Origin of the sequence: Salipiger sp. PrR002 (assembly GCF_010500775.1) — a bacterium.
Lineage (GTDB): Bacteria > Pseudomonadota > Alphaproteobacteria > Rhodobacterales > Rhodobacteraceae > Salipiger.
This window is the reverse complement of sequence record NZ_JAAGOU010000023.1, coordinates 41,092-62,335: the sequence shown is the minus strand read 5'-3', so window position 1 is coordinate 62,335 and position 21,244 is coordinate 41,092. Positions and strand designations below refer to the sequence as shown.

General features: G+C 60.9%; 21 protein-coding genes and 3 pseudogenes. 7 read left to right on the top strand and 17 right to left on the bottom strand.

What is annotated here, in order from left to right; genetic code table 11:
* Position 1 precedes the first annotated feature (1 nt).
* Entirely contained in the window at positions 2 to 1,939 is a 1,938-nt protein-coding gene (locus G0A00_RS19115; RefSeq protein WP_068286412.1) for a penicillin acylase family protein, read from the top strand.
* Positions 1,936 to 2,937 carry a cytochrome c oxidase assembly protein gene (locus tag G0A00_RS19110; RefSeq protein ID WP_043772557.1) on the top strand — a complete coding sequence of 334 codons (1,002 nt, stop codon included), beginning with the start codon at positions 1,936 to 1,938 and terminating at the stop codon, positions 2,935 to 2,937. Before G0A00_RS19115 ends, G0A00_RS19110 begins: the two co-directional genes overlap by 4 nt.
* A 219-nt stretch (positions 2,938 to 3,156) precedes the next feature.
* Here the strand turns inward: G0A00_RS19110 and G0A00_RS19105 are convergent, their stop codons facing one another.
* From G0A00_RS19105 to G0A00_RS19095, 3 genes are all read right to left on the bottom strand, one after another.
* Entirely contained in the window at positions 3,157 to 3,669 is a 513-nt protein-coding gene (locus G0A00_RS19105; RefSeq protein WP_040618649.1) for a murein L,D-transpeptidase family protein, read from the bottom strand.
* 182 nt (positions 3,670 to 3,851) lie between these two features.
* Entirely contained in the window at positions 3,852 to 4,133 is a 282-nt protein-coding gene (locus G0A00_RS19100; protein WP_043772558.1) for a zf-TFIIB domain-containing protein, read from the bottom strand.
* A gap of 34 nt (positions 4,134 to 4,167) precedes the next feature.
* Positions 4,168 to 6,522: a cation-translocating P-type ATPase gene (locus tag G0A00_RS19095; RefSeq protein ID WP_043772560.1), complete on the bottom strand. Its 2,355-nt coding sequence runs from the start codon at positions 6,520 to 6,522 to the stop codon at positions 4,168 to 4,170.
* 182 nt (positions 6,523 to 6,704) lie between these two features.
* Between G0A00_RS19095 and G0A00_RS19090 the strand changes: the two genes are divergently transcribed.
* Positions 6,705 to 6,989, top strand: coding sequence for a hypothetical protein (locus G0A00_RS19090; RefSeq protein ID WP_043772563.1), 285 nt, complete (start codon positions 6,705 to 6,707; stop codon positions 6,987 to 6,989).
* Positions 6,990 to 7,036: 47 nt separating this feature from the next.
* Here G0A00_RS19090 and G0A00_RS19085 read toward each other — a convergent pair whose 3' ends face one another.
* From G0A00_RS19085 to G0A00_RS19030, 13 genes and pseudogenes are all read right to left on the bottom strand, one after another.
* A complete protein-coding gene (locus tag G0A00_RS19085) occupies positions 7,037 to 7,699 on the bottom strand; it encodes a L,D-transpeptidase (RefSeq protein ID WP_009503854.1) in 663 nt (220 codons plus the stop codon).
* 291 nt (positions 7,700 to 7,990) lie between these two features.
* Positions 7,991 to 8,146 (bottom strand): annotated as a pseudogene (locus G0A00_RS26580) (cytochrome c); the annotation flags it as partial.
* A 346-nt stretch (positions 8,147 to 8,492) separates the two neighbouring features.
* A complete protein-coding gene (locus G0A00_RS19080; protein ID WP_043775737.1) occupies positions 8,493 to 9,524 on the bottom strand; it encodes an IS110 family transposase in 1,032 nt (343 codons plus the stop codon).
* Between the two features lie 113 nt (positions 9,525 to 9,637).
* A protein-coding gene (locus G0A00_RS19075) for an IS5 family transposase (protein WP_235953177.1) occupies positions 9,638 to 10,407 on the bottom strand; the annotation gives its coding sequence in 2 pieces (ribosomal slippage) (positions 9,638 to 10,071 and positions 10,071 to 10,407; 771 coding nt in all).
* A gap of 60 nt (positions 10,408 to 10,467) precedes the next feature.
* Positions 10,468 to 10,821: pseudogene (locus G0A00_RS19070) on the bottom strand (c-type cytochrome); the annotation flags it as partial.
* The gene (locus G0A00_RS19065) at positions 10,814 to 11,308 is read right to left on the bottom strand and encodes a DUF411 domain-containing protein (RefSeq protein WP_043772565.1); all 495 of its coding nucleotides are present in this window, start codon (positions 11,306 to 11,308) and stop codon (positions 10,814 to 10,816) included. The gene G0A00_RS19065 and the pseudogene G0A00_RS19070, both read right to left, overlap by 8 nt.
* Positions 11,308 to 12,237, bottom strand: coding sequence for an exo-alpha-sialidase (locus G0A00_RS19060; RefSeq protein WP_235953175.1), 930 nt, complete (start codon positions 12,235 to 12,237; stop codon positions 11,308 to 11,310). Before G0A00_RS19060 ends, G0A00_RS19065 begins: the two co-directional genes overlap by 1 nt.
* A gap of 17 nt (positions 12,238 to 12,254) precedes the next feature.
* Entirely contained in the window at positions 12,255 to 12,920 is a 666-nt protein-coding gene (locus tag G0A00_RS19055; RefSeq protein ID WP_235953173.1) for a multicopper oxidase domain-containing protein, read from the bottom strand.
* Positions 12,921 to 13,448: 528 nt separating this feature from the next.
* Positions 13,449 to 13,649, bottom strand: a pseudogene (locus G0A00_RS26575) (hypothetical protein); the annotation flags it as partial.
* A gap of 58 nt (positions 13,650 to 13,707) precedes the next feature.
* The gene (gene merA, locus G0A00_RS19045) at positions 13,708 to 15,132 is read right to left on the bottom strand and encodes a mercury(II) reductase (RefSeq protein ID WP_043772569.1); all 1,425 of its coding nucleotides are present in this window, start codon (positions 15,130 to 15,132) and stop codon (positions 13,708 to 13,710) included.
* A 4-nt stretch (positions 15,133 to 15,136) separates the two neighbouring features.
* Complete coding sequence (gene merF / locus G0A00_RS19040; RefSeq protein ID WP_082033411.1) at positions 15,137 to 15,370, bottom strand: mercury resistance system transport protein MerF; 234 nt, start codon at positions 15,368 to 15,370, stop codon at positions 15,137 to 15,139.
* Between the two features lie 4 nt (positions 15,371 to 15,374).
* The gene (locus G0A00_RS19035) at positions 15,375 to 15,680 is read right to left on the bottom strand and encodes a heavy-metal-associated domain-containing protein (protein WP_164183359.1); all 306 of its coding nucleotides are present in this window, start codon (positions 15,678 to 15,680) and stop codon (positions 15,375 to 15,377) included.
* Between the two features lie 18 nt (positions 15,681 to 15,698).
* Positions 15,699 to 16,088 carry a mercuric transporter MerT family protein gene (locus tag G0A00_RS19030; RefSeq protein ID WP_043772411.1) on the bottom strand — a complete coding sequence of 130 codons (390 nt, stop codon included), beginning with the start codon at positions 16,086 to 16,088 and terminating at the stop codon, positions 15,699 to 15,701.
* Between the two features lie 75 nt (positions 16,089 to 16,163).
* Here G0A00_RS19030 and G0A00_RS19025 point away from each other — a divergent pair, with 75 nt between their 5' ends.
* Positions 16,164 to 16,580 carry a helix-turn-helix domain-containing protein gene (locus tag G0A00_RS19025; protein WP_043772414.1) on the top strand — a complete coding sequence of 139 codons (417 nt, stop codon included), beginning with the start codon at positions 16,164 to 16,166 and terminating at the stop codon, positions 16,578 to 16,580.
* A 57-nt stretch (positions 16,581 to 16,637) separates the two neighbouring features.
* Here the strand turns inward: G0A00_RS19025 and G0A00_RS19020 are convergent, their stop codons facing one another.
* Entirely contained in the window at positions 16,638 to 17,708 is a 1,071-nt protein-coding gene (locus G0A00_RS19020) for a hypothetical protein (protein ID WP_043872360.1), read from the bottom strand.
* A 226-nt stretch (positions 17,709 to 17,934) separates the two neighbouring features.
* Here G0A00_RS19020 and G0A00_RS19015 point away from each other — a divergent pair, with 226 nt between their 5' ends.
* The 3 genes from G0A00_RS19015 (at position 17,935) to repB (ending at position 21,057) form a co-directional block, all read left to right on the top strand.
* Positions 17,935 to 18,816: a recombinase family protein gene (locus G0A00_RS19015; protein WP_038147529.1), complete on the top strand. Its 882-nt coding sequence runs from the start codon at positions 17,935 to 17,937 to the stop codon at positions 18,814 to 18,816.
* A gap of 134 nt (positions 18,817 to 18,950) precedes the next feature.
* Complete coding sequence (gene repA, locus G0A00_RS19010) at positions 18,951 to 20,144, top strand: plasmid partitioning protein RepA (protein WP_038147418.1); 1,194 nt, start codon at positions 18,951 to 18,953, stop codon at positions 20,142 to 20,144.
* The gene (gene repB, locus G0A00_RS19005) at positions 20,128 to 21,057 is read left to right on the top strand and encodes a plasmid partitioning protein RepB (protein WP_078542900.1); all 930 of its coding nucleotides are present in this window, start codon (positions 20,128 to 20,130) and stop codon (positions 21,055 to 21,057) included. Before repA ends, repB begins: the two co-directional genes overlap by 17 nt.
* The last annotated feature ends 187 nt before the right edge of the window (positions 21,058 to 21,244 follow it).

Below are 21,244 nucleotides of genomic sequence, written 5' to 3'. Positions count from 1 at the left end.
CATGAGACGGCTTTTCAACATATTGCTGTACGGGTTTCTGGCAATCTGCATCACGGTATCGGTTGGTTCCGGGTTGGTCTATTTTCTGCTGAGCGCATCCGTTCCCGACTACGACGAGGACTTCACGGTCGCAGGCTTAGGCGGACCGGTCGACATTCTGCGAGATTCTTCGGCAGTCCCGCACATCTCCGCAACTTCCGCTGCAGATGTCTACTTCGCGATCGGCTTCGTTCACGCCCAAGACAGGCTCGGTCAACTGTTAAGGGCAAGGCGAAAAGCGGAAGCATCGTGGCCATCCGATGAGACATTGTCCGTTGCGCCAGCGGTCTCAGACGCGCTCGCGTCCTATGCCGCGGGCGTCAATGCGTGGCTCGAGCTTGTGTCAGAAGGCGGGCGTGGCAGAGGCTCTCCGGAGCTGCTGATCGCAGACGAACGGTCGATCGCGGCCTGGACACCCGGCGATAGCCTGAGGATTGCCCGGTCTTTCCTGAATGGCCTGCGACCGGGAAGCGCACGGGAAGGAATGCCGAGTATATCAGGTGCCATTATACCGGCGGATCGCCTGAGAGTGCCCGAACTGTTTGCGACTGATCCGGAGCAGCGCCTTGATGCATGGGCGATGGACGGCGACCGAACAGCGACCGGAACGCCAATTCTAGCCGCCGATACCAGCGGTTCCCTGTCGCTTCCCTCGGAATGGTATCTCGCAGATCTTCAATTTTCGACAGGGCCGGCCATAGGGGCCACAATGCCGGGCGTACCTTTCGTTATTGTCGGTCGCAATACGCGCGTCGCCTGGGCCTTCCGGTCATTTCCCGTGCCAGACGAGGAGGCACCAAGGGGGCCGTCACCCGTGCAGGCGGCAGGTTTCCTGACGATGCTGGAGCTGTTCGCGCGTTCGGCCGACGCGACCGATGCCATCGGAGTTGCCGCAGACATGTTGCCGAAGGGCATGGAGGCATTGGCCATTGACCGAGAGACCGTTGCCCGATGGCCAAGAGCGGAGGCCGTTCGGGCGTCGTCTTTTCGCGACATTCGACTGGCGGAGCTTGAAGCGCGGCAATCGATCTTCTCGACGGAAGGCGCCATCGGTGTTCAAAGGGACACCGTAAGTTCCGTGGCGCGAACCCTCCTGCCCCTGATGGCGAAAGAGCTTTGGTTCGTGCAGTCCAGAGACAGCACCGAAGGCACCGATGCGGACAACCTTCGTCGTGAGCTACTGGACAGGCTTGCGTCGTGGAATGGCGAAATGGATCGCTATTCACCGGAACCTCTGCTGTTCTGGACCTGGGTCCGGGCTTTGCAGCAGCGCATTTTGAAGGACGAGTTTCCGACAGCGGAGCAACTCTGGACCCGTCCGAACTCGAACTTTCTTTTTGCGGTACTCAGCGATCGTCGCGGTAGCGCGATCTGGTGTGACATCCGCCTATCCTCACCTCGCGAGACATGCGAGGAGCAGGTTCGCGTGGCCCTGGATGATGCCCTTGGCTGGCTGTTCGATCGATATGGGCGCGATCCCTCGACGTGGACCTGGGGGGAAGAGCATAGATTGGACATGCAGTGGTCGCCGATCAGTTCACGTCGGTTGCTGACCAACCTGCTGTCCCTTCAAGCGCCGATTTCCGGCGATCCGTTTACGCAATTCTTAACATCATTTGGTGTCGTAGAAGACCGTCCATTCCTTGTGAGTGCCGGAAGCAATTTTCAGGCGGTCATGTCGATATCGGAAGCAGCGGGATCATACTACATCTCGCCCGCCGGACAGTCGGGACATCCGCTATCTCGATTCTACGACAATCTCTTTCCCTCGTGGATACAAGGCGAATACCTCGCCATGTCGACCGATCTGTCACTGGCCCGTGGCGGCGCTTCCGGGATCTCGCGGCTCACACCAGCTACCTCCGACAACCCTCGGATGAGCGAGGGCCAGAGCGAATGATCACGAACTTCTTATTCCTATACGACCCTTTCGGCTATGTGCTGTCACCGGTGTCGCTCATTGTTGTCGGTCTTACAGCATGGCTGTTTTTGCGTGGGCTCAAAATACACGCTCGCTGTCTCGGAAGGGTTTCTGGTTGGCGTCGAACCGCCTTCTTTGCCGGCCTCGCGGCCGTCCTCGTCGCGACGAATGGGCCGCTCGCGCCATTGGGGCACAGTCTGTTTTCGGTACATCAGGTCGAGCATCTTCTTCTGCGACTGGTAGGACCGCTTCTTATCGCGGTTTCTCAGCCCTGGCTTGGCCTTCAAGCTGGATTGAAAAGGGAATGGCGCCGACGCCTTGCCGCGATTGGGCGTGCGCGCATCCCGCGATTCTTGGCGCTTCCTGCATCTGCCACCTCCCTGTTGATTGGCGCGCTTTTCGTCTGGCAGATCCCGATGATCTACGCCCTTACACAACGTATTGCGGCGATGGAAGCGCTGGCACATCTGTCTATGGTGCTGGCGGGGCTTTGGTACTTTGCTATGCTGTTCGATCCGCGTGATTCGCCTGAAGGAGCGCGGCGCGGTGCTCGACTGATGTCAGGGTTCGTGGTGATCGTTTCCAACATCTTTCTGGGCTCCCTGACAACGCTCAAGGAGGTGCCCCTCTATGGATCAGAAATCATCGCAGCGAGCGGTGGTCGACTTCGCGCCCTGGCTGACGAGACAATCGGCGGCTACGTAATCTGGGTCCCGTCGTCGATGGTTCTCATCGTGGCAATCATCCTGGTGCTGAACGGCTGGAACGCGGCGGAGGAACGGCGCTGGACGTCCCGCTACGACCTGATGCGCCAATCGAATGCGGCGGCGCTCGAGTTTCCGGAAACCGCGGAGGAACTGCGTCTGAAAGTAGAGAAGCCGAACCGGGACATGGGCCGTACCCTCGCCCTTGGCGCATTCGCCATGTTCATGGTTGTCATGATTACCGTCGTGACCATCGTCTATGCCCTCGGATAGATTGAATTCGACATGATACCAGACGTATTCTTCCCCGCTAGGGCCCGCCTGTTTCGCCACTGCCACGGCTGGACACATATTGTAGTGTCCTTACGCGTACCGGGTGCTTGCGCTGGCCCACGGCGGCGAGCGTCACTTTGGCCGTGATCGCCATCGAAGCGATCAACGTGGCCCTGTGCCGACGATTTGCCTGATCTGACGGAAGATCATCTCCTCCCATCAGGCGTAGATGTCGATCGGTGTTCCGTCTTTCACCATTGCATAGATGTCCTCGATCTGCCGATCTGTGACCGCGATGCAGCCAGCTGTCCAGTCGCGGACGTCCGTTGGGTCGATGCCTGGGCGTGGACCACCATGGATGAAGATGTCGCCGCCGGGGGAAAGGCCCTGCGCTTCAGCAAAGGCGATGTCGGCCTCATTCGGATAGGAGATGCCAACCGAAAGATGATACGTACTTTCGGGGTTGCGCTTATCGACTACGTAAGCGCCCTCAGGGGTCCGGCCGTCTCCCTCGAATTGCTTGTGACCCTCAGGAGCGAAACCCAGCCCGACCGGATAGGTTTGCAATACGCGATCGGCTCCGTCCAGAACAAGCAAACGCTGCCCCTTGTAAAGCCGAACACGGGTCACCTCGGGTCCGCCATAGCTGCGGAACTTGCTGGCACAGCCAGACAAAAACGCTGCCAACCCGCCCAACAGGACGGCGCGGCGGGGAAATCGGATGGTTTTCACTGCTCGATGCCTCTTTCGTGAGGTCTGATATGGACATTACGTTACCTTGCAAATGCTGCGTGATCAATGTCCGTGGGCAAGCGCGGCCTTTGCCATCTCTGGACCAACCTGCTCACCGCTGAATGCCTTGCGGGCCTACCGCAGCGCCTTGAGGGCGACCGGCAGGGAGGCCACGGCAAGCCTTAATCGAACAACTCGTGAAGCCAGGATTTGCGGCGATAGCCGTGCTTGCCGCCGCCGTGCTTTCCGCGCCGGTAGCAGCGATCATCGTCGTAGCCGCGCGGCTCAGGCACCCGCTGAGGCGCCACATCGGGTGCCGAACGCTCGATGATCTTGTCCAGTTCGCCTCGGTCTAGCCAGACACCCCGGCAATCGGGACAGAAGTCGATCTCGATCCCCTGGCGGTCGGTCATGCTCAAGGGCACCTCGCAAACCGGACACATCATCCTGCCCTTCACGCTCATGTCTCGTCTCGGCTCCTTTCCGGGTTCTCCCAGTTCAATGACCATGTGCCAGCGCCCCTTTGGCCAAGCCTTCGCCAACCTGCTCACCGCCGGACGGCGGTGCCTTGGCCTCTTGGCTGTTCAGCAGGCGCAGGGCGTTGGCCACCACCAGCAATGACACTCCTACATCGGCTGCAATAGCGCCCCACATCGATGCCACTCCGAACGCAGTAGCGACGACGAAAACGCCCTTGGTCGCCAAGGAAATACCGATGTTCTGATGGATAATCGACATTGTCCGGCGCGAATGACCGATCAGCCAAGGCACCTTGCCGAGATCGTCGGTCATCAGGGCTATATCCGCCGTCTCGATTGCCGCGTCCGAACCAACGGCACCCATTGCGATGGCGTAATGCGCGCGCGCCATGGCCGGGGCGTCGTTGACCCCGTCGCCGATCATGGCCACCATGTCATGCGTTTCGACCAGTTCTTCGATGGCAGTCACCTTGTCTTCGGGCAGAAGCTCGGCACGGACCTCGTCGATGCCGACCTCGGCTGCAACAGCGCGCGCTGTCCGCTCGTTATCACCGGTCAGCATGACGATGGTCTTCACACCCTCCGCGTGAAGCTGCGCCACGATGCCTTTGGCATCCGGGCGGATACGGTCGCGCAATTCCAAGATGCCGGTGACACCGGTGTCGTCGCCCACGGCAACAAGGGTGCTGCCAGCCCCTTCGATGCGGTCGCGCAAATCCTTCGGAATGGCGTCGCCGAAACCCTTCTCCTCGGCAAACCGGTCCGACCCCAGCCAGATCGACCGGCCGTCTGTGCGTCCTTCAAGTCCCCTGCCGGGAACGGTTCGGGTATCTTCCGCGGCGGACACCTTGATGCCGTCGGCTTCTGCCCGCGCGAGAATGGCGCGCGCCAAGGGATGCGAGGAACGTGCCTCCAGCCCAGCGGCGAGGGTCATCAGATCTCGCGCCGATGCTTTGCCCAGCGGATGCACCGCCGCCACCTCGGGCTCGCCCATGGTGATCGTGCCGGTCTTGTCCATGGCCAGTGCAGTGGTCTTGCCCGGTGCCTCGATATATGCACCGCCCTTGATCAGCACCCCGGCCCGCGCTGAGGCGGTGAGTGCGGCGACGATGGAGACCGGTGTCGAGATGACCAGAGCGCATGGGCAAGCGATCACCAGCAGCACGAGTGCATTGTAGAACCAATAATCCCAAGCCCCCCCGAAAATGAGCGGCGGCAACAGGGCAATTGCAATGGCGAGAGCCATGACGATAGGCGTGTAGATGCGGGCGAACTTCGCCACCCACTGTTCCACCGGCGCGCGGCGGGCATGGGCGTCGCCGACCATGCGGATGATCTTGGCCAACACGGTGTCCGAGGCGGCCTTCGTGGCGCGCACCGTCAGTGTGCCTTCGCCGTTGATCGTACCGGCATAGACTTCGTCGCCCCGTTCCTTTGGGACCAGCGCACTCTCTCCGGTGATTGGCGCCTGATCGACGGCCCCTGCCCCATCGACAACCTCACCATCCAATGGGATGCGGTCTCCGCCGCGCACGATGAAACGTGCGTTGATAGCAACCGCAGAAGCCGGAACGTCCGCTTCCGAGCCGTCATCATGAAGAACTCTTGCCGTCGGCGGCGCCAGGTCGAGCAGAGCTGAAACCGCATTCCTCGCACGCCCGACGCTCCAGCTTTCGAGATAAAGCGAGAGCGAGAAGAAGAACGCGACCGTCGCCGCCTCGAAAAATTCGCCGAGGCCAATTGCACCCGCGACTGCGACGACCATCAGCAGGTTCATGTCGGGCGACAGCCTCCGTGCAGACGACCATGCCTTGGGTGCCACGAGCCAGACACCGAACAGGATCGCAACCGCGAATAGCCCTGCCTCGACCAGTGGCATCGGCGCTTCGCCGTGCCCTGCGAAGAGGCCGAGTGCCCCCCCCATGCCGGTCTCGATGATGTGCCACAGAAATCCCGCGGCCCAGAAGCCGCCACTGAGCGCCGTAAACAGCTGCTGGCGTGCAAGATGGGCCGCCTGGTCGACCGACGCGTTTTCGGCATCCCAGGGCTTGGCGGTCATGCCGGTGCTTGCGACCAGTTCTGCAATTTCGCCGTCCGATACACTCTTGGCGCTGTCGAGAATAGTCATCCGTCCATTGATCACGTCGAACGCGAGATGCTCGGCCCCGCCGATCTTCGGGCCGACCACCTTGTTCAGGATTGCTACCTCCTCGGCGCAATCGAGGCCGGACACCTGAAAACTGCGCCCGCACGCTGGCGCGGGGATCGCCGGAACGATGTCGCCGCACGTTCCGGCGCTCCCGCAGCAGCTGCCGCCGCTTTTCTGGGCATCTTCGGCGTGATCGTGGTCGTGACGATGGGTGTCGGACGGCATGAATGGACCTCTGGATTCGGGTGCTTTACCATGACATAGCCCCTACAGTAGCTAGAGCTTCAAGAGCAAAATACGGTGGTATTTCAGTTTGTTTTATTGCTAGAGGATGCGGCGACCGGCTCCATCACGCCTTGAGGCATGAAAAGCCGATGCAAAGAAAAACAGACACGAAAGGAAGCTTGATGCGGGTTTTGATGCTGAAGCAAAAAATAATGTTTGCAGTGGCGCTGTCGCTTACGGCCGGGTGCGCAATCCAGCCGACTGGATCGGGCGACTCGGCAGACCAGCCGGGCAACGTTCCCGAAGCTGTGATTGCAATGGCTGCCCCGGATCAGGATGTTGCAACCGCGCGCTTGGTGCCGGAAGACGGGTGCTACTGGTACGAACACAGCGGCCCCGTTGAAACGACCTTGTTGCCGCTGCGCACGGTGAACGGCAATCCGATCTGCGTCGCGCGGGAAGCGTGACGACGACCCGCACGTCACATCATTTCGCTCAAAGCTAATTACCTCATTCAACTTCTCGCGGTAACACTGTCCTCAGCCGAATAAAGATGTGCTGTCGATCCAATCTCGACGTTCGGATAGAGCTCGTTGATGTGTGCCATAACCATCCGCACGCAACCCGAACTCGCGCGACCGCCGATGCTTCTCGGATAGGGTGTGCCGTGTATCCGAAGATAGGTGTCGCGATCTCCGACATAGAGATAGAGCGCCCGCGATCCCAAGGCGTTTTGAGGGCCGGGTTCCATCCCGTCGGCCCATCTTGCGTTTTCAGGATCCCGCTCGATCATGTTCTGTGTCGGCGTCCAGTGCGGCCACCTGACCTTGCGCTTGATGTTATAAACACCTGGCTCGTAGAGGTTGCCCCGCGCGATCGCCACGCCGTAGCGCATCGCGGTTCCACCCTCCTCAATGTGGTAGAGATATCGCGCAACCGCATCGACATGGATGTCTCCTGGCACGAGGCCGTCCTTCGCGTCCACACGCTGAGGCAAGAAACGTGGGTGTAGTCCCCAAGGGTTTGACGTGGCCGGATCGAAGCCGGGCGGGCTGACTTGCGCGTCCCATTCAGCCTTCTGCGCTTCGGTGGGCCAGCTATCGGCAAACACAGGGTTGGCCACAGTCGCCGAAAAGAGCGCTGTTGTCGTTTGAATGAAGTGTCGTCTTGTCAGCATTTCGTACCCTTTCGGTTCCCGCCGACGATTGATGGCAAGAACGGTATATGTTCTCCTTGAATAGATAGGACTTCTAGTGGCTGGAGGTTCAAGGGCAAATTTTCGTGAACGCATGCACGCGACCCTGGTAGCACATGCTTGCCTTGCGGGCGGGTTAACGGCCAACCAGGTCAGGTCCGAATTAGCGTGGTAAAGCGGGAGTCAGGGGGCGGAGTAGGACAGATTTGCCGAATTGGTCCCCCGGTGGATCGGTTTTGGTCGAAAGATACTATCCTGACACCCTGTCGATCTTCACCCGCCCGTGTCATTGGCCGAAACTTCGGCTTGGAACTCACGTTGTCGCTCAGGCCAGGTGCTCTTGATGTAGACGAGGATAGCCGCGATCTCTGCGTCTGTCAGATCCTCTCCGAAGGCCGGCATGTCGCTCTCGTATCCCGGCACGACGGCCCCGACCCCGCCTTTAGGGTCAGGACTTCGGTAACGGGGTCGTTCCAGTCAAGCGGTTTTGCGCATGCGGGATGCGCCGCCAAACTGCGGTTTTGTGTCTTGTACACTTGATCTGCCTACCTTCTCGACAGCCTTCGTCTGAGATCGACCCGGGTGCATGCTTCGGTCCGTGGTCAGCGCTGTGGCCGCCAACATGATGCTGGTTCAATGCAATTCCGATGTGCCCATCTCATTGGCGTGCTCGATACGATCGGCATCAGTCCTGAGCACGGCATCACCGGAACCGCGTCCCGTGGGGACCTCGAAGGCCCGCGATTAGGCGGGCAGCAGTCTGGAAACCGTATCTTCAGCCGGCATGAAGCACCGGAATGTCGAAGCGGAATTCGGTGTCATCCTTCCACATGCGGTGCAGGATCACGGCGATGCGCCGGGCCAGTGCAACCATCGCGCGCTTGGCACCACGTCGGCGCGCGATCTTCGCGGCCCATGTTCGCAGCCATGTCGCCCGCCCGCGATGCATCATCACGGTTGCCGCCTGGCACAGGGCACGGCGGAGGTTGACGTCACCTGCCTTGGTAATCCCGCCCGAGATGTCGCGCTCTCCCGACTGGTTTCGCGACGGCGTCAGGCCAACCCACGGCCCAACCTTCTTCGAGGAAGTGAACCGGGCGGGATCATCGACCGCAGATCGATAGGTCAAGGCCACGACAGCGCCGATCCCGGGCATCGACATCAACCGGCGGCAGACCGGATCTTCCTGCGCGAGTTGCCGGACACGGCGTTCAAGACCCGCCAATTCTCGCCGCAGCGCCGACCGCGCGCTGAGCATGGGTTCGGTTGCCGCTTCCAGCATCGGATTACCTGCTGCCAGTTCGCGGATACGCTGTTCGAACCGGCCACGTGAAATGGTGCCGACCTTGAGGCCGAAGTTCCGAAGTAGCCCCCGCAGTGACATCTCCAGTGTGATGAACCCTTGTTGCACAGCCTTACGGGCGCTGAGCACAGCGCGAACCTCCTGTGCAGACACCGATTTGCAGTGAACTGGCCGGAACCAGCCGAGGTGCAGCAGACGCGCGATACCTTCGGCATCACGCCGGTCCGTCTTGATCGGCATGGCCTTCAGGGCTCCTTTGACCTGCCGAGTTTCCATCAGCACGACAGGTTGTCCTGCCTCTGATAACCCGCGATGCAGCCACTGCGACAAGGGACCGGCCTCCAGCCCGACAGCTGCGATCGCGCCGTCCTGATCGTTGATCCAGCGCAACAGCGACTCCGGCTCGCTCGCCACCTGCGCCTCCTTCAAGATCTTCCCATGCTCGCTGATCACGCAGATCGCGGTCATCTCCAGTGACACATCCAGTCCGACAAACAGCTTCATCTCGCAGCCCTCCCAGTGGATCCGATACGGGAATGGCGCCAGCTTGCCCTCGATTCTGCAACGGTAACGGGCGGGTCGCGACGCAGGCCCCGTTACGGCATCTCATTCTCTCGTCATAGCCAGAACATGACGGTTGCGGCGAGGGCGACGGCGGAGAGGAAGACCTTCGGGCACCTGTCGTAGCGCGTGGCAACCCTGCGCCAGTCCTTCAGGCGGCCGAACATGATCTCGATCCTGTTGTGGCGTTTGTAGCGGCGCTTATCGTATTTGACAGGCTTGCCGCGCGACTTCCTGCCCGGGATGCAGGGCTTTATCCCCTTGTCTTTCAACGCATCTCTGAACCAGTCGGCATCATAGCCGCGGTCGGCGAGCAGCCATTCTGCAGATGGCAAGCTATCCAGCAGGGCCGCAGCACCCGTGTAGTCGCTGACCTGGCCTGCGGTCATGAAGAAGCGGATCGGACGTCCATCGGCATCGGTAACGGCGTGCAGTTTGGTGTTCATGCCGCCCTTGGTCCGGCCGATCAAACGACCCCTCTGATCGCTTGGCCCCCCTTTTTCGACCGCAGGCTGGTCGCCGTGCGGTGCGCCTTCAGATAGGTCGCGTCGATCATCACCGTCCTCGGAACGGCCGCCTCGGAGGCCAGCCCCTCCATCATCCGGGCAAAGACACCCTTGTCGCCCCATCGCTTCCAACGGTTGTAGAGGGTCTTGGGTGGACCATACTCCTTCGGTGCATCACACCACCGCAAGCCATTGCGATTGATGAAGATAATGCCGCTCAGCACTCGCCGGTCATCGACACGCGGCTTGCCATGGCTCTTGGGAAAGAATGGTTCCAGACGGGCCATCTGCGCATCCGTCAGCCAGAAAAGGTTGCTCATTGATCGGTCTCCTTGCGGAGGCTGAATCATGCCGAAAAAGGAAGATCAATGGGTCCTGACCCTAGTGATCTGAAAAAGCATGCGGTCTGAATGGTGCCAAGTGTGGCCTGAGTCATCATGCGGCGGGGCCGGCATTCTTCCTGTGTCAAGACGACGACGCCAATCGGGCTGACCCTCGAGGCTGGCACCATGGCAACTGGCGCAGTTGTCCGCATAAAGCTGTTGCCCTGCCATGACCTGGGATGCAAGCACGGGCTCTCCCAAAAACGTCAGTCCCTCGACACGCGGGTCAACCGGTTCCGATTGGGCCAGCACCACAACGCCGGTGGTCGCGAGCGCGGACACTAGGGCAGCGAGGTGCACTGACCGCCTGACCGTACACTTCGCCGATCGATCTTTCGGCCCCTTATTCATCGGCATAGATTGAGATTCCTTCCGGGCCAAAGGCGTAGGTCCTGAGCGTGCCTGACTTGACCGCAGCCATGCCCGGTGCGTTCGCGGGCATTCCCGGCAAGGTGATACCCGTTATCGCCGGACGGGTTTCCAGCAGCCGCTCGATGATGTCGACGGGGACGAGACCGCTGACATAGTAGCCGTCGATCTCGGCCAAGTGGCAGCCGATGCCCTGGGCGGGCACACCGACTTCGACCGAGCGTTTGTCGAAGTCGCGGTCATCCACACGCGTTACGGTAAAGCCGTGTTCTTCGAGATAATCCCCATAGGCATCACAGCAGCCGCAGCCCGGATCGCGCCAGATGGTGATCTGCCTTTCGCTGCCCGCCAGACCGGGCGCCACATCGCCTGTCGCTTGCGCCCAGGCCGATGTGGTCAGGCCCACCATTCCGACAATGCCGCTGCCAATCAGACCAAGCGCGTTTCTTCTCTGCATCATTTTCTCCATCATCGTTCTCCTGTTTCGATCCAGGTTGCGCCGCCGTCACGGCTGATTTTCAAGATGCCGCCCAACAGGGCAGCGATGTAGGTCTCGTCTCTTGGATGAACCGCAACAGCGGTCGCAGCTTTGCTCGCCCGCTTTTGCCAGATGACTCCGCCGTCCTGCGATGCCCAGAGGCCCGAACGCAGCGCGGCATACATCACTTCCGGCGCCGAGGGGGCACTGGCCAGCGACAGGATCGGTTCACCTCCTGGCAATGGCGCTTCGGACGGTGGGGCTTCACCCGCAACCAATGCGTCCATCGCATTGCCTGGCTGCACGTCCTGCCAGCGACAAAAGCAATCGGGCACCCGCGTTAGGCCAACCTCGGTGCCCGCATAGATCCAGATCCCGCCCATGCCGGTCTCAAGCTCGACCGAAGCCAGAGAAAGAAGTTCCCGCTCTGCGTCGTCGAGCCAGGGGCGGTCCATGGCGAGCGACCAGGTTGCACCGGCGTCTTCGCTCTTCCACAACCCGTCGCCGCGAAGCGAGGCATAGATCATGTCCGGGTTCCGCGAGGCGATAGCAAAGGCAGTGATTTCTCCGTCAGGCAGCCTAGCTTCAAAGATACGCCACGAAGCGCCCCCGTCTTCGGAAATGCTGACACCGCCCTCGGCCAACCCCGCAACCACACGGCCGGGCCGGTCGCGATGGGTCGCCAGCGACAGCACGTTCCCCAGTGTCTCTGCCGCGGTCCAAGTCTGGCCGGCATCGTCACTGACGAACAACCCTCGATCTGCCAGCAGGATGGTATCACCATCAAAGGCCAGAGCCGCTGGATCACCATCGACTGCAGCCTGCACAAGCCTTGGCAACACCGTGGCTAAGCCGCTACCGAGGACGGCAGCAAGAACCTTGCGCCGGTTTGGCCGACATCCAATCTCAATCGATTTCAATCTGCTTGCTCCTCTGCTCATGCGACGCGGATCACGCCCATCATCCCGGCCGCCTGGTGCTCGAGGATGTGGCAATGGAACATCCAGTCTCCGGGATTGTCGGCGACCAGGGCGATTTCCACTTGCTCGCGTGGCGCGATCAGCACGGTATCTTGCCATTCGCGGAAATCGGTCGGCACCCCATCGCGGCTGATGACGCGGAAGGAGTGGCCGTGCAGATGGATCGGATGGTCGAAGGCCGTGGCGTTCGTCATCTGGAGGACATGACTCGCGTCGCGCTCCAATGTCAGGAAAGGATCGAGCATGTGCCCTTCGGCCGCAACGCCATTGACGAACCACATGCCGCCGCCCACGACGCCACCCATCATTCCGCCCATCATACTGCCGGACTGGCTTAGGCCCATCTGGCGCTCGACCATTGCTCCCATCATACCCCCGGTGAACAAGATTTCGTGACGACGGGCCGCGTTCAGATCAGGTTCGGCAAGCGGATTGGCTGGAAGGGCAATTTCCCATTCCGGCGGCGCGGCACGCAAGGGCGCGTCGTCAAAGACGACATCCAGCAGGTTGAATTCATTATCGCGATAGGCGCGGTCGACGATTGGAAGCGTGGTTCCCGGGTCGGCAGGGCAATCGAGCATTATGTCGGCACGCATCGCCGGGCCCAGCTGTTTCGGCTTCATGGGGCGGTCGCCCAACTCTATAAACTGACCCCGTCTGTCCACGGGGTGTCACGTAGCCCTTAATTGAGCAATCATGTCAAGGAAGGATAGCCTTTCAGGTGGGTCTATTACACCAATGTCATAGCAAAAATCGACGCTGTTATTTCTCAACCGATCGATCGATGCCACCGGAAAACCCATTCGGGTAGCCGATCCCGTTCACGGTCCTCATGATTTTGACATGCGCACCGGTTATTCGTTGGAATACTGGCCCTTGTTGTATTGTGCGGTCAGATGACTGGCGAAGATCTTGTCAATATTCCTGCAGCTGGGGATCTAGTCCGTGATCAGCATCAGGCCCAGATCCATCGAGTTTTGCACAATAAGCTTAATTGTCACCCCTTCGCATCCGGTATCAGGACGCCCCTGACCTACCCCAAGCACCGCTTTTTAACTTTGCCGCAACCCGTGCAATAGTGCTCAGCGAACCTTTACTGCCATTTGTCTCTACTTGTGCAAAAACGCTCCTGGTGGTGCCCATTTGGTTGCTCACATGCGCCACAATCGATACCGCCCCTGCCCCGTCACCTCCCGGATCAGGCCTCGCGCTTGCGTCCAGGCGAGATTGCGTTGCACGGCGGCACGGCTAGCGTTGGTCAGGGCCTCGCCCATCGGGGCAGAGACAAGGGGCCATTCGGTAAGCACGGCGCGCAAGGCGCGCGTGGTCTTGCCCGAAAGTGGGGTCATTTCGCCTGCCTTGCTCGTCTTAGACACGCTTGAGGGTCCAAGCTGGATAAATCTGCTCGTTTCATCCAGCGCAGCACGACAGCTTCGCGACATCCTTGTCGAAAGTCTGCGCGGCGAGTTTCAGCCCCTCGACCGTTGTCAGATAGGGGAAGATCGTCTCGCCGAGTGCCTTCGTCGTCATACCGATCTTAAGCGCCATGACCAGCGTCTGCACGCTGTCTGCCCCCTCCGGCGCCATGATCACGCCGCCAAGCAGACGGTCTGTCGCCCGGTCCGCGACCAGCTTGATCAGCCCGCGCGTATCGCGCGCGGCAAGCGCGCGAGGCACGTTGTCGAGGGTCAGCACGCTGGTCTTGACGTCATGACCCGCCGCGCGCGCCTGCGCCTCAGTCAGCCCGACCCCGGCGACCTGCGGATCAGTGAACACCACCCAGGGCATCGCCGCATTGTCGTATTGTTCGGCCCCGCCCATGACGGCGTTGCGGGCGGCCAACTTGGCGCCATAGGCGGCCATATAAACGAATTGATCGCGGTCCGTGACGTCACCCGCGGCAAAGATCCCGGGCTTTGTGGTCTGCATGTCGTCGCCAACCCGGATCGCACCGCGTGCGTCGGTCTCGACGCCCATCTCCGCGAGGCCCAGCCCCTCGGTGTTGGCGGCGCGCCCCGTCGTCAGGACGAGGCGGTCGGCCGTCAGTTCGCGCTCCGCGCCATTCACCGTCACGGTCAGCACCGCACGGTCTCCGTCGCGCCGCGCGGCGTGATAGGTTGCGCCGTCAAGAACCGTGACACTCCCGGCGCGCAAGACCTCGGTGAGCGCTTGCGCCACCTCCGGCTCGGTGCGCGGCAACAGGCGCGAACGGCAGACGATGGTAACCCGCGTGCCCATCCGCGCCATCATCTGCGCCAGCTCCACGCCGATATAGCCGCCGCCGAGGAAGATCAGGCTTTCGGGCAACTGGTCCAGATCCAGCAGCGACGTGCTGTCGAGCGTTGGTACGTCCCGGACCCCAGGGATGTCGGGCCTGGCCGGTCGACCGCCGGTGGCGACGATCACCTTGGGAGCCGTGATCCTGCGCCCGCCGACCTCGACCCCGCCGGGGACGAGACGGCCTGGACCCTCGTCGAGATAGGTCACACCCTCGTAGCCCGGCAGCAGATCGGCGTACTTCTTCTGGCGCAGTGTAGCGACAAGATCGTCCTTGGCCGCAACCAGCGCCGACCAGTCGGCGACCTGCGCCTCTCCGCTGAGGCCCGGGAAACGATGCGCCGACTGCGCACTGTGCAGGGCTTCCGCAGCGCGGATCATCGTCTTGGAGGGCACGCAGCCCACGTTCACGCAGGTGCCGCCGATGGTCCCATGCCCGATCAGCGCGACGCGCTTGCCGCCCTCGGCGGCGGTGATCGCGGCGGAGAAGCCAGCCGATCCGGCGCCGATCACGGCGAGGTCGAAATCGCCCGTGGGCGCCTTGGTTTCGAATTTCATGAACTCATCCATTTTCTTGAGATGCCCTGCGCCGCTGCCGCCGCCAGACGGCATAGATGGTTAGGCCGATTAAAAACGCCAGCGCGGGCAGCAGCACATAGTCGAGCCAACCCAGCCAGGCCGACAGGCCCACGGCGCCGAGAAGAACGACCAGGATCGGCGTGAAGCAGCAGAGCGCTGCGATGACGGTGCCGACGACACCTGTTGCAATCAGCTTGCGGTCTGTCCGCTCGGTCATCCCGTCAACCCGAGACGCGCGCCGGGTAGCCTGCATTGGCCGACGCGGTGGCGATCGCCTCTGCGCTGGTCGCGGCGGTGTCGAAGACGACAGTAGCGGTGCGCGCCTCGAAGTCGATCTCGACCGCGTACACGCCTTCGACGCCCTCCATCGCGCGCTTCACGGTGACCGGACACAGCGCACAGGTCATATTGTCCACCGCGAAGGTGAGGGTCTGCTCGGCGGCGACGGTTTGCGCGACGGCAGGGATGGCCGTGATGGGTGCTGTGGCGGTCAGGCCGAACAGAACAAGGGCAAGGATCGTCTTCATGAGGGTGTCCTTTCGAGATCAGTAGAGAAGCGGAGCCCACCAGTCGATGGTGAGTGCAGCGAGGACGAGGATCAGGGAGGTCCAGAGAGCGGACTTGGTGATGCGCGCCGAGGATGGGCGCGCGCAGTAGGAACCGGGCTCGCAGACGGTCGGTTTGCGGAAATAGACCTGCCGGAATCCCGCCCCGATGAAGCCGAGCGAAATCACGGCGAAGATCGGCTTGAAGGGCTCCAGCGCCGTCAGGTTGCTGATCCAGGCCCCCGAGATACCGAGGGTCAGCAGCACCAATGGTCCGACACAGCAGGCCGAGGCGAGAAAGGCGCCCATCACCCCGCCCGCCGCAAGCCAGCCCTTTCGGGCGGGGCGATCCGCTGCTGAGGTGTCAGTTCTGTCGTCTGTCAGCGCCATGTCGCGCACCTTTCGTCTGTGGTTGACGATGGGTGTAGGGTCTGTAGTAGCTACAGGCTCAAGAGGAAAACCCCCATGATCGATCACGAAAGCGAGAGCAGCTTAACACGCGGCGACCTGGCCCGGGCGACCGGATGCAACATCGAGACGATCCGCTATTACGAGAAAACCGGCCTGCTGCCCGACCCGCCGCGCAGCGCCGCAGGCTACCGGATATATTCCGCCGCACACGCCACGCGCCTTCGCTTCATCCTGCGCGCCCGCGAGCTCGGGTTCTCGATGGAGGACATTCGCGGGCTGATGGGGCTCGACGATGGTGCCGCGCCGACCTGCGCCGAGGTCAAGGAGCGGACAAAACGTCACCTTGCGGACGTGCGGGCGAAGATCGCGGATCTCCGGCGGATCGAATCCGTCCTCGCTGCAACGGCATCCAGGTGTTCTGGCGCCGAAGTCCCCAACTGTCCGGTGCTCGACGCGATTTCTGGAAACTGAAAACTATGACACGAACTTCCCGAACTCTTGAAGCTCCCATGCATCGAACTGGAAGATTCAAGATCGTGCCGCTACCCATATCTTGAATCGCCCCTGGCCGGTCACCTCGCGGATCAGGCCTCGCGCTTCCATCCAGGCAATATTGCGTTGAACGGCGGCACGGCTAGCGTTGGTCAGGACCTCGCCCATCGGGGTAGAGACAAGGGGCCATTCGGTAAGCACAGCGCGCAAGGCGCGCGGGGTCTTGCCCGAAAGCGGTGTCATTTCGGCTTCCGCCCGCGCTGACCATGCTTCGACATCGTCTAGGTGCCGCATTGCTGTCAGACATGCCGTCTCCATCCCCTCAAGCCAACGCGCCAAACGATCAGCGGGTGGGCCGCCAGCGCGCAGCCCCCCTGCCCCACCCATGGCCAGAGGTGCAAAGACTGCTCCCTTGCCCTCGCTGGCCGCGATCCGCGCGGCCGTGACTGCCGCTTCCATTCGATCGCCCTGCTGCCCAAGGCCCGCAAGGCTCCAGAGGTGATAACCCGCGCAGGCACGGGTTATCGGGTGCAGCTCGGCGGCTTGCGCCATCAGGTTCAGCCAACCGCCCGCGCGATCCGCGAAAGGCTCGGCGTCATCGACCATGTTCTCGGGATCGCGACGATCGAGGAAGGCAGAAAGGTCCACCTCTGGGCCTGGTCCCCCTGTCAGACGACGTACCGCCCAACCGACACGCGCCAGTGCTGCGGGGTCCTCTTGAACGCCTGACAGGCGCATGGATATCCAAATAGCAATGCGATCCGGGCCAATGCGGTCACCCGCGAACCAGCTGAGGTCGGCAGCCTCGATCAGGGCAAGCCTGTGCCGCCATCCTTCCGGGCTGCGCTTCAGGCGGTCGTCCAGCGCGCCGACGCGACCGGCCACACGGGCAAGACGCGCGGCATGACCTGCCTCTGCTTTCCGCCAATCGTCGAGGACCTCGCCTTCACGCAGTTCGGCCCGTGGTCCTGGTGGCAAGTAATCCGGCTCCTCTTCCATCGGACCGGGCAGGAACCAAAGATCGTCTTCGGACGACTGTTCCACCTCCTCAGCGTCGAGGAAGAGAGCGTCCGATTCATCATGAAAGGCAGGCACTTGAGGCTTCATATGTGCAAAATACTGGAATTTTGCTTTTTACCCAAGGGTTTTGTCGGAATGCGCCCGCGCTCCTTATATTGCATGCGCGCGGCACGGTCTGCCAGAACTCTCTGATCGCGCTCAGCCTATGCAAACTAAGGGGTTTCTGATGAGCAGTGCCACAGAGCACGCTCTTGCATTCGTTTACAAACGGTCGTTTATTGGCGATATATTAAATTGCAAACGGCCCAGTTTCATGCCCCTGATTGGCTATGCGCGCGTCTCCACCGAGGATCAGACCCCCCTGCCCCAGTCTGAAGCACTGCAGTCTGCGGGATGCACCGAGATCTTTGAAGAGCACGCCTCGGGCGGCAATCGCGCGCGGCCCGTGCTTGCACGTGTGCTGGAGCGGATTGGCAAGGGCGACACGCTGGTCGTCGTGCGGATCGACCGGCTTGCGCGGTCTTTGTCGCACCTACTTGAGGTGATCGAAAAACTGGAGGGCAAGGGGGCGTTCTTCCGCTCGCTCCAGGACCCGATCGACACTGCCTCGCCCCAGGGCAAGTTCACGTTGCAGGTTCTGGGCGCTGCGGCTGAGTTCGAACGCGCTCTGATCCGCGAGCGTACCAAAGCCGGACTTGCCTCGGCACGCTCAAAGGGCCGCGTCGGCGGCAACCCAGGTCTTCGCGCCAAGGACCCTGAAGCGCTGCGCAAGGTGCGGCTGGCGCGACAGGACGGCTACATGGAGCGCTTGAACGAAACTGCGCAGGATTGGGTGCCCCATGTGCGCCGTTTGCGCCCCGATCTGGCTTGGGAAGACGTCCTGCGGATCATCAATGGCCCCCTGCCCCATGATCGGCGCTGGACGCAAAGCCGCTTGCTTCGCGCCGTGAAGGCATACGTGGCGGACGGATTCCTGCCTGCTGAAGTGCTTGGACGCGCTGGACGTCGCGAAACCGACGATCGCCTGCCTGCGATTGTCGCCGCAATCAAAGGTGCTGACCCCGAGATCACCTTGCAGGCAATCTGCGACCGACTGGAATCCATGCGTGAGCGCACCCCTCGCGGTCGCACCAGCTGGCAGCCTTCCTCAGTCAGAATGCTGCTGGAGCGTGCTGAAAAGCTGGGGCTCCTCTGAGGATCACACTTGTGTTGGCCTAACCGATTTCCACTAAATCTAGAAAGTGCTTGCACGAATCTGGTTGGTCGGGCAATAGTCTCGAAAAATAACGCGCGGTCACATAAAAAACGCGCCCACGGATCGGGGTAGACATGAGCGAAGTAGAGCAGGATCTAGACATCGCCATCGGGCACTACGCGGAACTTCTCGCGTCGAACCTGCATGCTCAGCGCGCCGCACACTTCCCTCCGGATGCAAAGAAGGTGATGCGCACTTTGACTAGCGGCGAAGCTGCTGAGCTCCTTGGCGTCGACCATACCTATCTTCGGAAGCTTCATCGAGAAGGAAAGATCGTTGACGTTGAGACGACGGCTGGAAGTCATCGTCGCTATACGCTCGACGATATCTGGGAAATCCGGCAGACGCTTGAAGGAAACGCAAAAAAGTCTGGAACTTACGTGCCTGGGCGTCGCGACGGTGACGAGCTTCAAGTCGTTTCAGTGGTGAACTTCAAGGGCGGGTCCGGCAAAACGACGACGTCTGCTCACCTCGCTCAACGCTTGGCGCTTAAGGGGTACAGGGTTCTTGCGATCGATCTCGACCCTCAAGCATCCCTTTCAGCTCTTCATGGAATCCAGCCGGAACTCGACCTTATGGAGGGCGGAACCCTCTATGATGCAGTTCGCTATGACGATCCGGTTCCGATCGGCGAAGTGATCCGCAAGACCTACATCCGCGGCCTTGATCTCATCCCGGGCAACCTTGAACTCATGGAGTTCGAGCACGAGACGCCTGCTGCTATCCAGCGAGGAGGAGCGAAGGCGTTCTTTGCGAGAGTTCATGATGCTCTCGATAGTGTTGAAGCAAACTACGACGTTGTTGTGATCGACTGCCCGCCGCAGCTTGGTTTCTTGACGATGTCAGCACTTTCCGCGTCCTCGGGTGTACTCGTGACGGTTCACCCGCAGATGCTTGACCTCATGTCGATGTCCCAATTCCTGCGAATGACTGCGGATCTCCTGGGAGTGATCAGGGATGCAGGCGCAAATCTGCGCTTCGATTGGCTGCGCTTTTTGCCAACGCGATACAAAGTCGGCGACGCGCCACAAACCGAAGTCATCGCTTTCATTCGCGGGCTGTTCGGGAGGTCGGTCCTGACCAATCACATGGTTGAATCGACCGCAATTTCTGATGCCGGCTTGACCAAGCAAACGCTCTACGAAGCTGACAAGAAGGACTTCACGCGTCAGACGTTTGATCGTGCGATCGAATCCATGAACGCAGTGAACGATGAGATCGCTGAAATCATCCAGAACACATGGGGGCGGAATGGCAAGAAAGCCTAAACTTGGCCTGCCGCTGCAGACCCTTCGCAACGCTCCTGACGCTCTTGAAGGACGCCGACTGCGTGGCGGTGTATTTGAGATCGATCCGGCGCAGATTGTTACCGAAGGACGGTTGGATGACAGGCTTCAGATTGAAGTTGAGGGCCTGAAGAACTCTATCTCCAAGAACGGTCAGCGTGTGCCTGTCTTGGTCCGCCCACTGGAAGGCGATCGCTACAACCTGATCTATGGCCGCAGGCGCCTAGAAGCATGTCGCGAACTCGGTATCAAAGTTCGAGCCATCGTCACGGAAGTTGAGGGTGATCAAGCGCTTCGAGATCAGCTTCTCGAGAACCAAGAGCGTCGTGATCTGAGCTTTATTGAACGCGCGCTTGTTGCAACGGCGCTTCTGGACGGTGACCATTTGGAAGGGGCTGAGCGCACCAATCGAGGTGTCGCCGAAGTCCTTAACCTCCACGAAGCTGGGGTTTCACAACTCTTGAGTGTCGTTCGGACAGTCGGCGAGGAACTCATCCAGGCAATTGGTGCAGCTCCTGGGATTGGTCGCCCAAGATGGGAAGAACTCAAAAAGGCCTTGGGTGCCTACGACGGTGATCGAGACCAACTGCAAGCCGCAGCTCATACAGCTAAGTCCGAAAGTTCCGGCTCGGTCGATGAGGTTTCTGATCGTGCGTTTCTCGCAGTTCTGGAAGCTGCGAAGAGCGCGGAGAGGAAAGCAAGTCCGTCTCGCAAGGGCGCGCCTGCTTTGGCGATCCCCGGTGTCGGAGCTGCGACAGTCAGGACCGGTCGCCAAGGCAAGCAGCTAAAACTCGATCTGACTACGGATGAACCTGAATTTGTCAGCTGGTTGGAGGGCAATGCCTCAAAGCTGATTACCGAGCTTCATGAGCGCTGGAAGCGTTCAGAAGACTGAGGAAGAGCAACCAACAAGAAGGAGGCACGATACAGGCAAAAAAGAAAAAGGCCCCGAGAAGCTAGCTTCACGAGACCTTTGTAAGGTTTCGCACCGGGATCAGCCCGCTACAAAATCTCAGTTTTCGCACTTCTGAATGTAGCGTTCTGGCCCCTACCCCGCAAGCGCAAAGCGATTCGCGGGCCGC

What these genes read in the sequence shown, in the direction of transcription:
- G0A00_RS19025 (WP_043772414.1), top strand. Translation starts at nt 16,164, where the DNA reads ATGATCGATCACGAAAGCGAGAGCAGCTTAACACGCGGCGACCTGGCC.
- repA (WP_038147418.1), top strand. Translation starts at nt 18,951, where the DNA reads ATGAGCGAAGTAGAGCAGGATCTAGACATCGCCATCGGGCACTACGCG.
- G0A00_RS19090 (WP_043772563.1), top strand. Translation starts at nt 6,705, where the DNA reads ATGCGGGTTTTGATGCTGAAGCAAAAAATAATGTTTGCAGTGGCGCTG.
- G0A00_RS19095 (WP_043772560.1), bottom strand. Translation starts at nt 6,522, where the DNA reads ATGCCGTCCGACACCCATCGTCACGACCACGATCACGCCGAAGATGCC.
- G0A00_RS19115 (WP_068286412.1), top strand. Translation starts at nt 2, where the DNA reads ATGAGACGGCTTTTCAACATATTGCTGTACGGGTTTCTGGCAATCTGC.
- G0A00_RS19085 (WP_009503854.1), bottom strand. Translation starts at nt 7,699, where the DNA reads ATGCTGACAAGACGACACTTCATTCAAACGACAACAGCGCTCTTTTCG.
- G0A00_RS19030 (WP_043772411.1), bottom strand. Translation starts at nt 16,088, where the DNA reads ATGGCGCTGACAGACGACAGAACTGACACCTCAGCAGCGGATCGCCCC.
- G0A00_RS19110 (WP_043772557.1), top strand. Translation starts at nt 1,936, where the DNA reads ATGATCACGAACTTCTTATTCCTATACGACCCTTTCGGCTATGTGCTG.
- G0A00_RS19020 (WP_043872360.1), bottom strand. Translation starts at nt 17,708, where the DNA reads ATGAAGCCTCAAGTGCCTGCCTTTCATGATGAATCGGACGCTCTCTTC.
- merA (WP_043772569.1), bottom strand. Translation starts at nt 15,132, where the DNA reads ATGAAATTCGAAACCAAGGCGCCCACGGGCGATTTCGACCTCGCCGTG.
- G0A00_RS19080 (WP_043775737.1), bottom strand. Translation starts at nt 9,524, where the DNA reads ATGAAGCTGTTTGTCGGACTGGATGTGTCACTGGAGATGACCGCGATC.
- repB (WP_078542900.1), top strand. Translation starts at nt 20,128, where the DNA reads ATGGCAAGAAAGCCTAAACTTGGCCTGCCGCTGCAGACCCTTCGCAAC.
- G0A00_RS19035 (WP_164183359.1), bottom strand. Translation starts at nt 15,680, where the DNA reads ATGAAGACGATCCTTGCCCTTGTTCTGTTCGGCCTGACCGCCACAGCA.
- G0A00_RS19100 (WP_043772558.1), bottom strand. Translation starts at nt 4,133, where the DNA reads ATGAGCGTGAAGGGCAGGATGATGTGTCCGGTTTGCGAGGTGCCCTTG.
- G0A00_RS19065 (WP_043772565.1), bottom strand. Translation starts at nt 11,308, where the DNA reads ATGGAGAAAATGATGCAGAGAAGAAACGCGCTTGGTCTGATTGGCAGC.
- merF (WP_082033411.1), bottom strand. Translation starts at nt 15,370, where the DNA reads ATGACCGAGCGGACAGACCGCAAGCTGATTGCAACAGGTGTCGTCGGC.
- G0A00_RS19015 (WP_038147529.1), top strand. Translation starts at nt 17,935, where the DNA reads ATGCCCCTGATTGGCTATGCGCGCGTCTCCACCGAGGATCAGACCCCC.
- G0A00_RS19055 (WP_235953173.1), bottom strand. Translation starts at nt 12,920, where the DNA reads ATGAAGCCGAAACAGCTGGGCCCGGCGATGCGTGCCGACATAATGCTC.